Annotated in this window: 11 protein-coding genes; 7 read left to right on the top strand and 4 right to left on the bottom strand. The window is 56.7% G+C overall.

The window, feature by feature from the left end; genetic code table 11:
- Positions 1 to 69: 69 nt before the first annotated feature.
- Positions 70 to 1,227: a serine hydrolase domain-containing protein gene (locus ABFX35_RS08400; protein WP_279022855.1), complete on the top strand. Its 1,158-nt coding sequence runs from the start codon at positions 70 to 72 to the stop codon at positions 1,225 to 1,227.
- An 18-nt stretch (positions 1,228 to 1,245) separates the two neighbouring features.
- On the opposite strand, the gene ABFX35_RS08395 is transcribed toward ABFX35_RS08400, so the two are convergent.
- The gene (locus ABFX35_RS08395; RefSeq protein ID WP_279022854.1) at positions 1,246 to 2,724 is read right to left on the bottom strand and encodes a YdgA family protein; all 1,479 of its coding nucleotides are present in this window, start codon (positions 2,722 to 2,724) and stop codon (positions 1,246 to 1,248) included.
- A gap of 136 nt (positions 2,725 to 2,860) precedes the next feature.
- Positions 2,861 to 4,036, bottom strand: coding sequence for a mannose-6-phosphate isomerase (gene manA, locus ABFX35_RS08390; protein WP_346080288.1), 1,176 nt, complete (start codon positions 4,034 to 4,036; stop codon positions 2,861 to 2,863).
- A gap of 199 nt (positions 4,037 to 4,235) precedes the next feature.
- Between manA and fumC the strand changes: the two genes are divergently transcribed.
- The 3 genes from fumC to ABFX35_RS08375 all read left to right on the top strand — a co-directional run bounded on the left by fumC (position 4,236) and on the right by ABFX35_RS08375 (position 6,891).
- Positions 4,236 to 5,633, top strand: coding sequence for a class II fumarate hydratase (gene fumC, locus ABFX35_RS08385; protein ID WP_346080286.1), 1,398 nt, complete (start codon positions 4,236 to 4,238; stop codon positions 5,631 to 5,633).
- Between the two features lie 125 nt (positions 5,634 to 5,758).
- The gene (locus tag ABFX35_RS08380; RefSeq protein ID WP_346080284.1) at positions 5,759 to 6,454 is read left to right on the top strand and encodes a helix-turn-helix transcriptional regulator; all 696 of its coding nucleotides are present in this window, start codon (positions 5,759 to 5,761) and stop codon (positions 6,452 to 6,454) included.
- Between the two features lie 62 nt (positions 6,455 to 6,516).
- Positions 6,517 to 6,891, top strand: coding sequence for a VOC family protein (locus ABFX35_RS08375; RefSeq protein ID WP_279022850.1), 375 nt, complete (start codon positions 6,517 to 6,519; stop codon positions 6,889 to 6,891).
- 6 nt (positions 6,892 to 6,897) lie between these two features.
- On the opposite strand, the gene tus is transcribed toward ABFX35_RS08375, so the two are convergent.
- Positions 6,898 to 7,827 (bottom strand): DNA replication terminus site-binding protein, encoded by a 930-nt coding sequence (gene tus, locus ABFX35_RS08370; protein WP_279022849.1) that lies wholly within the window; start codon positions 7,825 to 7,827, stop codon positions 6,898 to 6,900.
- A gap of 158 nt (positions 7,828 to 7,985) precedes the next feature.
- Positions 7,986 to 9,251, bottom strand: a complete 1,266-nt coding sequence (locus ABFX35_RS08365) for an MFS transporter (protein ID WP_346080902.1) — start codon at positions 9,249 to 9,251, stop codon at positions 7,986 to 7,988.
- A 149-nt stretch (positions 9,252 to 9,400) separates the two neighbouring features.
- Here ABFX35_RS08365 and ABFX35_RS08360 point away from each other — a divergent pair, with 149 nt between their 5' ends.
- From ABFX35_RS08360 to bioD, 3 genes are all read left to right on the top strand, one after another.
- On the top strand, positions 9,401 to 10,294 hold the full coding sequence (locus ABFX35_RS08360; protein ID WP_095848643.1) for a LysR family transcriptional regulator: 894 nt from the start codon (positions 9,401 to 9,403) through the stop codon (positions 10,292 to 10,294).
- A gap of 162 nt (positions 10,295 to 10,456) precedes the next feature.
- Positions 10,457 to 11,674 carry a sugar metabolism global transcriptional regulator Mlc gene (gene mlc / locus ABFX35_RS08355; RefSeq protein WP_346080281.1) on the top strand — a complete coding sequence of 406 codons (1,218 nt, stop codon included), beginning with the start codon at positions 10,457 to 10,459 and terminating at the stop codon, positions 11,672 to 11,674.
- A gap of 231 nt (positions 11,675 to 11,905) precedes the next feature.
- Entirely contained in the window at positions 11,906 to 12,583 is a 678-nt protein-coding gene (bioD, locus tag ABFX35_RS08350) for a dethiobiotin synthase (RefSeq protein ID WP_346080279.1), read from the top strand.
- The last annotated feature ends 14 nt before the right edge of the window (positions 12,584 to 12,597 follow it).

Raw genomic sequence — 12,597 nt, 5'->3', positions numbered from 1 at the left:
ATTTTTAATGCCTTTAACTTTCTGATGTGCTTTGTAAAATGAGGCGATAACTGATTGATGGAGTAGCAGATGCACAATGAAGATGAGCGTTTAACCGCGCGCGTACGGCACGCCAACCAGCAAGCGCTGGCGGAAGGGCGCCTGGTCGGCAGCGTGGTGCTGGTGGCGCGCGAGGGGGCATTAGTTTGCGCCGAGGCCTGCGGTGATGCCGATCGTGAGCGGCAGCAGGCGATGCAACTTACGACGCAATTCCGGCTGGCTTCCGTTTCCAAGCCGTTTACCACGCTGGCGGCCATGCGGATGATCGAGCAACAAAAACTGGCGCTGAGCGATACGGTCAGCCAGTGGTTGCCCTGGTTTACCCCGGCGCTGCCGGATGGGCGGCGCCCGGCGATAACCATACGCCAATTGCTAACCCACACCGCCGGGCTGGATTACCGCTTCCATCAGCCGCCTGACGGGCCTTACCACGCGCTGGGGGTAGAGGATGGCCTGGGGCCATCGTCGCTCAGCCTGGAGCAAAACCTGCGCCGTCTGAGCAGCGCGCCTTTGCTGGCAGAGCCGGGCCAGATGTTCAATTATTCGCTGGCGATCGACGTGCTAGGGGCTGTGCTGGAACGGGTGACGGGTTTGCCATTGCCCCAGGTGTTTGAACAATGGGTGGCGCAGCCGCTTGGCCTGCATAACACCGGCTTTAGCACGGAGAACGCGGCGAATCTGGCAACGGCCTACTATAACAGCGCAACCGGCCCGCAGATGATGTATGACGGGATTAAGCTGCCCATTCCGCCTGATTTCGACTGTATCGTGGAGTTTGCGCCTTCGCGTGCGCTGGATGCCGCCGCTTATCCCTCCGGTGGCGGTGGCATGGTAGGCTGTGCACAGGATGTACTGGCGCTGTTGGAAGCGATGCGCACCGGTGGTAACGTGCTCCGGCCAGAGACCGCCGAACTGATGCGCCAACCGCACGTAGGGCCAGAGGCCGAAGTGATGGGGCCTGGCTGGGGGTTCGGTTTTGGCGGCGCGCTGTTGGCGGATGCGCAACTGGCGGCAACGCCACAGCATAACGGTACCCTGCAATGGGGCGGAGTGTATGGCAGCAGTTGGTTTATCGATCCGGTTGCACAGTTGAGCGTGGTGGCGTTAACCAACACGGCTTATGAGGGGATGAACGGCCAATATACGCTGCAGATTCGTGATGCCGTGTATGGGGTAAACCCCGGCTAAACGCCGGGGTGGGGAAGGTTACTGCTGCGCCGGGCCGGACATCAGGCCGAACAGGCCAATGAATTCCTGCAGCGTCATTTTATTGCCGTTCAGATCCACCTGATTATCGGCATAGTGGAAGCTACTGCCGATCACGTCGTCCTTCAACGTGGTCAGTTTGAACATTTGCCCCATAGCCGCCAGCCCTTGTACCTGCTGCTGCGCCAACTTTTGGGCTTCTTCGGCGTTGTAGCCTTGTAAGCGCGCGGCTTGCGCAGTGGTTTCCGTGGCCATGGCGACAGGAATGCTCAGCTTAGCGTCCAAGGTTTTCACCGCGTTCGCCAACGGCTGATTCTGCGCCGCCGTGGTGCCGCCTGCCTGGGTTGGATCGGCCAGATCCAGCTTCAGGGTGAAATTGCTTTCGCCCTTGCTGTTTTTCCAGCTCAGCGGGGCGATGCTGACTGACGGGTTGCCTTTCAGCAACAGCGGCAGGTTTTGCAGCAGGGTATCCGTTGCCTGCCGTTGGTACTCGGTTTTATCCAGTTCGTTGATCTTCTGCACCAGGGCCAACGCCTGTTTGTTGTAGTTCTCAGCGAAGGCTTTTACTGATTGGCTGTCCAGCCGGTCGATTTTGATCGTAAGCTTGCTGGAGCCAAAATCGTTGCCCAGCACTTTCATCGCATCCAGGGTGTAGTCAAGCTGGCCGTTGATGTTGCTCTCCTGTTCGCCAAACTTGCTCACTAAGCTGAAACCGTCCAACTGTACGGTATCTTTACCGTCAATGGCCACGTTCATTTGTTTGATGGTTGCCGATTGATCGCCCAGGGCCAGCTCAACGGAGCTCAGGCGGCTGTTGCCAGTATATTTTACATCCTGCAGCGTGATTTGCTCGACCTGGCCAAACTGGTTAGGCCCGCTGAGCACCGTACTGGCGTTCTGGAGGCTCATCGACATGCCCTTCATATCCCGCGAGATCTCGGAATTGATGGTGGCACCGCTAAATTTGACTGACGTCGCGTCTTTTTGGTAATCCACCGGGATCACCTCGGCAACGGTAGAGATTGTGCCGCTGTAGGAAATGCGCGAATCGGCGCTGAACAGCGGTTGGCCTTTGGTGATGTCAAACAGCGTTTTCAGCGCCGGGGTGTTCTCCAGGCGGGTATGCAGCGAGGCCATGCTGGGCATCAGGTTGAACTTTTTCAACTGCGCCAGCGGGAATGGGCCGTGATCGATGGTATCTTGCAATACCACTTCGTCGCCCGGTTTGAGTAGTCCGTAGCCGATGGCGTTATCGGTGCGCAGCACAAAGCGCACCTGGCTACTGAACAGCCCACGCTGGTAATTGTCGAAGCTCAACGTCATGCCGAATTGCGGCATATCCTTCTTTAGCTGGTTGTTGGCGTTATCCACCATTTCGCCCATGCGTTGTTCGATAAGTTTGCCGGTGTACCAGGCCGCTCCAGTCCATGCTGCGCCAAGAATTACAATGACGCTGACAGCGACTAACGATTTTTTCATAGTTCTGTTCATCCTTTTTCGAGCCCCAGAGCGGGGCATGTGGGCTAAATGGGCCAACAAAAAAACGCCCGCAGGCGTTTAATTGTGAAGGTAATGCATGTGGTATAGCAACTGGTTTGCAAAATTTACTTGATGATTACGCCAGTAAATTATACACGCGCGCAATACGGCCTTGGCCGCTGACGGTGATGGGTGACTCGTCGGCGCCGATAAAGCAAGACTCACCGGGCTGCAGGCGCACTGTCTCACCCTGTTTTTCCAGCACGGCTTCACCCGTAACGCAAAATACGATGGCGGCGCTGTTTTGCGCTAATGGCTGCGGTGCCGTAGTCAGCTCATGCAGTGAAAAGGCAAAGTCGTCCACCGGGATCGGGAATAACAGCTCATTGCCGCGCTGCTCCGGCTGGGTGAGCAACCCGCTGGCCGGTTGCGGGCGGAACTGCAGGTTAGCCAGCAATTCAGGGATATCGATGAACTTTGGCGTCAGGCCGGCGCGCAGCACGTTATCGGAATTGGCCATCACTTCCAGCGCCACGCCTTTCAAGTACGCGTGCGGGGTTTCTGCGTACAGGAACATCGCTTCGCCTGGCGCCAGCTTGATTACATTGAGCAACAGCGGTGAGAACAGGCCGCTGTCTTCCGGGTAGAAGCCGGCAATAAAGCGAATGGTATCCCAGGGTTCGCCCTGCTGGCTGTTGAGCGCCGCCTTTAGCACGCCCAGTGCGCGCGTTTTTTGCTCACCGGTCATGCTGAGCAGGCTGGCAAACAGGGTGGCGAGGCGGGCGGTGTCCGGTTGGTTCAGGAAAGCGGCGATATCATGGTGAGCGCCGGCGAGTGGCTGCAACAGGGCCTTAATATCATCCAGTTCGCGAAAGCCATTGATGGCCAGGAACGGCGTCAGGGCAAAAACCAGCTCCGGTTTGTGGTTCGGGTCTTTATAGTTGCGCTCCGCCGCATCCAGCGGAATACCGGCGGCGTTTTCTTTAGCGAAGCCCACTTCCGCGGCGGACTTGCTCGGGTGCACCTGAATCGATAACGGTTGATCGGCGCACAGCACTTTGAACAGGAAGGGCAGTTCGCCAAAGCGTTTGGCGACTTCCGTGCCCAACAGCCGTGGCTGGTCTGCATCTATAATATCCCGTAGCGAACGTGAATCACCGGCGGCAGCGACGCGCGAGCTGCTTTTCGGGTGGGCGCCCATCCACAGTTCCGCCATCGGCTTCCCGTCCGGATTGGCGATGCCATACAGGTTGGTCAGCGCATCGCGGGAGCCCCATGCGTAGTTTTGTACCGTATTAATCATTTTTTGCATGATTACTGCCTGCTAAATAAGGAAATTGTTGCTAAGTAAACAATGTGCGTGACTGGCATGCAAGTGGAAGATGTCTCAAAATGCTGTGAGGCGCCTCTATTAATGCGAATGATTATTATGTCACTATGCTGGGCATGTTTGTCACGGGGTAGGCGCGTCGCCGGCCCTTGCAAGTTTAGCTACTGCTAAGGAGACAATAATGGCAGCCGTTCGTATCGAAAAAGACACTATGGGCCCGATCGAAGTGCCCGCCGCTCAACTATGGGGCGCGCAGACACAACGCTCGCTGGAGCATTTTCGTATTTCCTCGGAGAAAATGCCGCCCGAACTGATTCATGCGCTGGCGCTAACCAAACGTGCCGCCGCCAGTGTGAATATGGATCTTGGCCTGCTGCCGGGGGAGCGTGGCCACGCCATTATCGATGCCGCCGACGAAGTGCTGGCGGGCAAGCACCCAAGCGAGTTTCCGTTGTCGATTTGGCAAACCGGCTCGGGTACCCAGACCAACATGAACATGAACGAAGTGCTGGCTAACCGCGCCAGCGAGCTGTTGGGCGGGGAACGCGGCGAAGGGCGGCGGGTGCACCCGAACGATGACGTCAACAAGAGCCAAAGCTCAAATGACGTATTCCCGACTGCGATGCACGTGGCGGCGGTGATCGCTCTGCGCGAACGGTTGATTCCGCAGCTTAAGGTGCTGCATAGCACGTTGAGCGAGAAAGCCGCGGCGTTCAGCGATATCGTCAAGATTGGCCGTACCCACCTGCAAGACGCCACCCCGTTAACGCTGGGGCAGGAAATTTCCGGCTGGGCCGCCATGCTTGAGCACAATCTTCGCCATATCGAGGCCAGCATCCCGCATATTTGCGAACTGGCGCTCGGTGGGACGGCGGTCGGCACCGGGCTTAATACCCACCCGGAATACGCGGTGCGGGTGGCCAAGGCGCTGGCGGAGCTTACCGGGCAGCCGTTCATCACGGCGCCTAACAAGTTTGAATCGCTGGCCACCTGCGATGCGCTGGTGCATGGCCACGGTGCGCTGAAAGGGTTGGCGGCTTCGCTGATGAAAATCGCCAACGACGTGCGCTGGCTGGCTTCCGGCCCGCGCTGCGGCATTGGCGAGATCGCCATTCCTGAAAATGAGCCGGGCAGTTCGATCATGCCGGGCAAAGTCAACCCGACCCAGTGCGAAGCCATGACGATGCTGTGCGCTCAGGTATTGGGCAATGACGTGGCGGTGAACATTGGCGGCGCATCCGGCAACTTTGAGCTGAACGTGTTCCGCCCGCTGGTGATCCATAACTTCCTGCAGTCTGTTCGCCTGCTGGCCGACGGTATCAGCGGCTTCAATGAGCACTGTGCCGTGGGGATCCAGCCGAACCGCGAGCGCATCAGCCAGTTGCTGAATGAGTCGTTGATGTTGGTGACCGCGCTGAATACGCATATCGGTTATGATAAGGCGGCGCAGATTGCCAAGAAGGCGCACAAAGAAGGGCTGACGCTGAAAGCCTCGGCTCTGCAGCTTGGTTACCTGACGGAAGCGCTGTTTGATGAATGGGTGCGGCCGGAAGATATGGTCGGCAGCCTGAAGAAATAAACCGTTGTTGTGCAGGCCTATGGGGCGATAATGCCCGCCAGCCGTCAACGCCCGTTTAAACCGCGGGGGTGGTTGAGCTGGCAGGTATTATCGCCTGCATAGGCTTTTTTTATGGAGAAAGTGCGGTGTCACGTACCCAGCGCCTTTTAACGTTGATGCAAATGCTCAGGCAACATCGTTACCCGATCGCCGGCTATACCTTGGCTCTGGAACTGGGGATCAGCATGCGCACCCTGTACCGCGATATTGCGACGCTGCAGCAGCAGGGGGCCGACATTTGCGGCGAAGCCGGCGTTGGCTATCTGTTGAAGCCGGGGTTCATGCTGCCGCCGCTGATGTTTTCACCGCAGGAAATTGAGGCTTTGGTGCTGGGGATGCGTTGGGTGAGCCGGCGTGGCGACAGCCAATTGGCCGATGCGGCAAACCATGCGCAAGCCAAGATCGCGGCCGTGTTGCCCGCCGCATTGCGCGATGATTTGGACAGTAGCACGCTGTTTATCGGACCGGTGGATGCCACGCCGGTGGCGGATGACGTGATGGTATTGGTTCGCGCCTTGATCCGCCAGGAACGCAAGTGCGTTATCCAGTATGTGGATGCCGAAGGACGCGCCAGCGAGCGGGTGCTGTGGCCGTTTGCTATCGGTTATTTTGAACAGGTGCAACTGCTGGTTGCCTGGTGCGAACTCCGCCAGACATTTCGCCATTTTCGCCTGGACCGCATTGGGCAAATTACCGTGTTGGAACAGCGCTATCCGCGCCGCCGCCGCGCACTGTTGAAAGACTGGCGGCAACAGGAAGGGATCGCTACTGCCAAAAACTGACAGCGTGATTGTTTAGCCTATGGGTATCGGGCCAGCCGGCCTTTATCCATCAGGAGAACATCATGAATACCCCAGGCCTTACCCTGTTGTACGTCGACAATCCCGAAAAAAGCGCCGCTTTCTACCGCCAACTGTTGGCGTTGGAGCCGGTCGAGCTTTCACCGACCTTTGCGTTATTTGTGTTTGATAACGGCAGCAAACTGGGCTTATGGCAGCGCGATAAGGTAGTGCCGCCGGCTGAAACCGGTGGTGGCGGGGCAGAGTTCTGTTTTTTGTGTGCGTCCGCGCAACAGGTGGATGCGCTCTACCAACAGTGGTGCGGGAAAAATGCGCCAATCATTCAGCCGCCGATAGAAATGGAGTTTGGCTATACCTTTGTGGCGATCGATCCCGATCGCCACCGCCTGCGCGTTTATACGTTAAATAACGCATCGTAATGCGGCCTAGGCGTTGGTGTATAAATGCAGCCGCTTAATCAATAGCCGCAGCGGGCGGGCTTCAGGTTTGTATTTGTGTGTTACCGCATTGGCATCGTAATTGAGCAGTTCGCCAATGCGCGGTATCTGCGGCCCGCTTTCTATCTGGCACAGCGCCAGCAGCGGTAGCGGGCAGGGGTGTTGCACCTGTTTTTGCTCCTGCTGATACCACACGCGGGCGATCGGCTGTACCTTGACCGGCCGTTTGATTTTCAGCACCGCCTGCTGCGGCAGGCGAGCGATATCCGCTATCTCGCGGCCTACCATTTCAGCCCACTGCTCGCGGTTATAGGGCGGCACGGTGCGCCCGGCCTTTTGGCTTTTTTCCAACTGCCGCAGAATATCGTCCCGGCGTACATTTTTGATGATGTGCTTGTTGGCCCAGCCAAAACGCACCGAGTCCGGGTTAGTGAGCAGGGTGATCGTCCGGTAGGCGCTGAGGGTGAGCAGCCCATGCAGGTGGGTATGCACAAAGTCAAAGCGCTGTTCCGGTGCCAGGCCGGATTCCACGGTGATAATGTGCTCCAGCGCGTTCTTTAATCGATTAATGGTGGCGATGCGCTGGGTTAACGCCTGGTAGTCGGGGTGTTCCACCGCCAGGCACACCACGCCAGGCAAACGTACCGCGGCCTTGCTGCTGATATGCTGCTTATTGTGGTGGAGGAACAGCCGCTGATAATGCGCCAGCGCTAAATCGCGCGCCTGTTGCCCAAGGTGTTGTTCAACCGGGATCTGGGTAATTTCCTGGTGTTCTTTGCCTTTTTCAATTTCCGGCAGGGTGAACACCCGCGCGGCCAGTAGGCGCAGCGGCAGGATTTGCTGTTGCAACGTCGCCAGTTCCTGCTCCAGGGTGTTGAAGCAGGTATTCATGCGGCCTATAACATCGTATTTGCTCATTATGTCACCCCATTTTAGTTACAACATACATTATAAGGCATCAACCAAGGGGGGCAACATCAACAAAGGTGAACACAGGAAATAAAGCGAAAACCACGTCATACAGCAAGAAATTGTCATGCCAAGGGCCTGCTGGCCCCCGGCATAAGATAGGGCGATTAGATGCGTGCGGCTTCCGGCAGCTTTTTCAGGTAATGCACAACCAGCAGCGCCAGCAGCAGCATAATACTGATAAAGGCAACCACGCCGATCCAGCCAAAGCTGTGCCAAAATACGCCGCCTAATGTCCCGGCGATGCTGGAACCGGCGTAGTAACAGAACAGGTACAGCGAGGAAGCCTGGCCTTTTGCCCGGCGGGCGCGGCGGCCAATCCAACTGCTGGCCACCGAGTGGGAAGCGAAAAAACCCGCGGAAAACAGCATCATGCCGATAAACACCACGGCAATCGGCGCCAGAGCGGTGATCACCACGCCAGCCAGCATGATCAGGATAGACGCACGCAACACCGGCCCACGCCCGAAGCGGGCGGTCAGCGCGCCGGCCTTCGGCGAACTGTATGAACCAGTGAGGTACACCACCGACAGCAACCCCACAACGGCCTGGCTTAAGTGATAGGGGTTTTCCAGCAGGCGATAGCCAATGTAGTTAAACAGCGTGACAAAGCTGCCCATCAACAGGAAGCCTTCGGCAAACAACAATGGCAGCCCTTTGTCGTGCCAGTGCAGTTTAAAATTGATGAGCAGGGTGCGCGGGCGTAACGAACTGGCCCTGAAGTGCCGTGAAGCGGGCAAAATGCGCCAGAACATGCAGGCGGCGGCCAACGCCAACAGCCCAATGAACGCTAGGGCAATACGCCAACTGAAGAAATCCGTCAGCACACCGGTTATCAGGCGCCCGCTCATGCCGCCGATAGAGTTACCGCTGATATAAAGCCCCATGGAAAAGGCGACAAAGCTGGGATGGATTTCTTCACTCAGGTAGGTCATGCCAACCGCAGCCACACCGCTGAGCGAAAGGCCAATCAGGGCGCGCATCAGCAAGATGCCTTGCCAACTGCTCATAAACGCGCAGATTAGCGTGCAAACGGCGGCCAGCAGCAGGGCGACGACCATCACCGACTTGCGGCCGATGGCGTCGGAAAGCGGCCCGGTGAACATCAGCCCAATGGCCAATAACGCGGTGGAAAGCGACAGCGACAGGCTACTTTCCGCCGGCGAGATGCCAAAATCCTGCGATAACACCGGCAATATGGGTTGCACGCAGTAGAGCAAGGCAAAGGTCGCTAACCCGGCAGAAAATAGCGCCAGCGTCACGCGCATAAATTGCGGCGTGCCACGTTCAATATAAGGGAGGCTGTTTAGGGAAGCGCGTTTGGTTTTTGGTGCTGGGGCCGTGTCATCATTGGCGGCCGGCGTCGACGGCATGGTGGCCGCTGAACGCTGAGGGGTTGTCACAGTGTTTCCTTACCGAACTTCGGGTGAGTTAAATAGGTGCTACGTTGGTGTGGAAAATGATAGGTAGCCCGTACTATTTTGTCTAATATATTAATAATTAAAATTGATACGTATTAAATATGAATATTGAGCTAAGACACCTCCGGTATTTCATTACCGTGGCTGAAGAGTTGCACTTTGGCCGCGCCGCAGAGCGGCTGCGTATTTCCCAGCCGCCGCTGAGCCAACAAATTCAGGCGCTGGAAGAAATGGTCGGCGCCAGGCTGTTGTCCCGTAACAGCCGCAACGTGACGCTCACGCAGGCAGGGGAAATGTTCCTCAAGGAAGCCTATCAGGTTATCGACCAGGTAAACCGGGCGGCAGAAAAGGCCGCGCGCCTTGAGCGTGGCGAAATAGGGGAGTTGACCATCGGCTTTACCTCTTCTGCGCCGTTCATTACCGCCGTGGCCCGTAGCCTGCGAGCATTTCGCCATCAGCACCCGGAAGTGCACATCAAAATGCAGGAAATCAACTCCCGGCAGCAGTTGAACCCATTGCTGAACGGCGAACTGGATCTGGGCGTTATGCGCAATACCCGCCTGCCGGACGCGCTTTGCCATGAGGTGTTGTTGCATGAGCCGCTTGTGGCAGTGGTGCCGGCGGGGCACTCGCTTAACCAGATTGCGCCCGGCGGGCTGCGTTTTCACCACCTGGCGCAGGAGCCGTTCGTGTTTTTCGCGCGTGAAGTCGGCACGGCGTTATACGATGAAACGCTCTCGATGCTCGGCCGCGCGGGTGTCACCCCGTTCATTACCCAAGAAGTGGGGGAAGCGATGACCATCATCGGCCTGGTCTCCTCCGGGCTGGGTATTTCCATTCTGCCGGCCTCTTTTGCCCGGGTTAAAATTGATGGCGTTCGTTACCTGCCGTTGGCGGAACCGGAAGCCTTGACCGAAGTGTGGCTGGTATTCCATCGGCAACGGCCACTAACCGCAGCGGCCAAGACGCTGCAGGCGCTAATGCTACGGCGTTAACGGCCAAACTTTGAGTGGCACAAATTGGTGTTAGCTGCAGCGAAAAATGGCGAATTTGTGCTGCAAATCACATAAATAATCAAACAGTTGACGCCTTCTGATAAAAGCTCCACCATAGCCACTAATCTTTATTTAGAAGCGCGAAAATAGTAGGAGCAGCGTGTGATCGCGGACGGGAAGCCTGGGCATATTGACCAGATTAAGCAGACCAATGCCGGTGCGGTATATCGGCTGATTGATCTGTGGGGGCCTGTTTCGCGCATTGAGTTGTCAAAACGCGCGCAGCTCGCGCCAGCCAGCATTACCAAAATTGTGCGTGAGTTACTTGAAGCCCACTTGGTGAAAGAAACCGAATACCAGGAAATAGGCAGCCGCGGCCGGCCGGCGGTGGGGTTGGTGCTGGATACCGAAGCCTGGCATTACCTTTCAGTACGCATCAGCCGGGGCAGTATTACACTGGCGCTGCGGGATCTCAGCAGCCGTTTGGTGGTTGAAGATCTGCTGGCGCTTGCGGCGGATCACCCAGAGGCGCTATTGCAGCGGATCGTCACTGAAATCGACCAGTTTTTTATCCGCCATCAACAGAAACTCGAACGCCTCACCGCGATTGCCATCACTTTACCGGGCATCATTGACGTCGCCAACGGCATCGTGCACAGCATGCCGTTTTACGACGTGCGCGAAATGCCGCTCGGCCCGGTGCTGGAAGAGCGCACCGGGCTGCCGGTGTTCATACAGCATGATATCAGTGCCTGGACCATGGCTGAAGCGCTGTACGGCGCTTCCCGCGGCAACCAGAACGTGATTCAGGTTGTGATCGACCATAACGTCGGTGCCGGGGTTATTTCCGGCGGCAGGGTGCTGCATGCCGGCAGCCACAGCGTGGTGGAAATTGGCCATACCCAGGTCGATCCCTATGGAAAACGTTGTTACTGCGGCAATCACGGCTGTCTGGAAACCGTCGCCAGCATTGAAAGCATTCTGGAACTCACCCAGCAGCGCCTGAACGGTGCAATAGATTCGATGCTGCAGGGCGTGCCGCTGAGCGTTGAATCACTGTGTGATGCAGCGCTGGCAGGCGATCAACTGGCGAAGGACGTTATTCTTGGCGTCGGCCACAGCGTGGGGCGCATTTTGGCGATCATGGTTAATCTGTTCAATCCGGAAAAAATCCTGGTGGGTTCGCCGTTAAACCGCGCTGCCGATATTCTTTTCCCGGCCATTCTTTCCTGCATCCGTCAGCAGTCGTTGCCCGCCTACAGCGAACAGATCAAAGTGATCTCGACGCAGTTTTTCAATCAGGGCACGATGCCCGGCGCGGCGCTAGTAAAAGAAGCGTTATACAACGGCTCGTTGCTGGTGAAACTGTTGCAGGGTTAATAAACAGGCGTAATAACATTTTCTGTTTTAACAACAAATATTGAGCTACCTCAATCCGCTTCGGATCGCCATCCCATAGACTTTTGCCTGTCATAGGCTGTATCTCTTTTGGCCACTGCGCCACGCTAAAATTTGCCGTCAATGTGAACGGTGGTGGCGCTGGGTTTTATCTCTGGGTTTCAGTCTGCGTATTCAGCATCATTTTTATTAACGGAGTATTCCGGGGCATTCATGTTAAAGCGTTTATTTGTGACAGGTACGGATACCGACGTCGGTAAAACTGTGGTTTCTCGCGCGTTGTTGCAGGCTTTTGCGGCGCAAGGCCGTTCTGTGGCAGGGTATAAGCCGATTGCGGCGCACTACCTGGAAACTGATGAAGGCGTGCGCAATAAAGACGCTCTGGTTTTACAGGCATCGTCAACCATGCCGTTGTCTTATGAAGAAGTTAATCCTATCACCTGTATGGATGAGGTTTTCCACGCCCACGCAACGCAGGATATTGAATACAATGTCATGAGCCGTGGCCTGCAGCAGCTTTCCGCCAAGGCTGATACCGTGGTGGTTGAAGGCAGCGGCGGCTGGCGGGTGCTGATGAATGATTTACGCCCATATGCAGAATGGGTAGTGCAGGAGCAACTGCCGGTGATCCTGGTGGTCGGGATTAAATTAGGCTGCGTTAGCCACGCCCTGCTGACCGCGCAATCGATCATTAACGATGGCCTGCCGCTGTTGGGCTGGGTAGCCAACCGTATCAACCCAGGCTTGGCACACTATGCTGAAACCATCGATGCGCTACAGCTGCGTATTCCTGCGCCGTTGCTGGGCGAGATCCCGTATCTCCCGCGTGCCGAGCAGCGCGAGCTGGCGCACTACCTGGATATTTCCCCATTGCTCGATCGCGAGGCATAACGTGCTGTTTGTTC

This window comes from Gibbsiella dentisursi, from assembly GCF_039539505.1.
In the GTDB taxonomy this organism is placed as follows: Bacteria; Pseudomonadota; Gammaproteobacteria; order Enterobacterales; family Enterobacteriaceae; genus Gibbsiella; species Gibbsiella quercinecans.
This window is presented reverse-complemented; position numbering and strand designations above follow the sequence as displayed.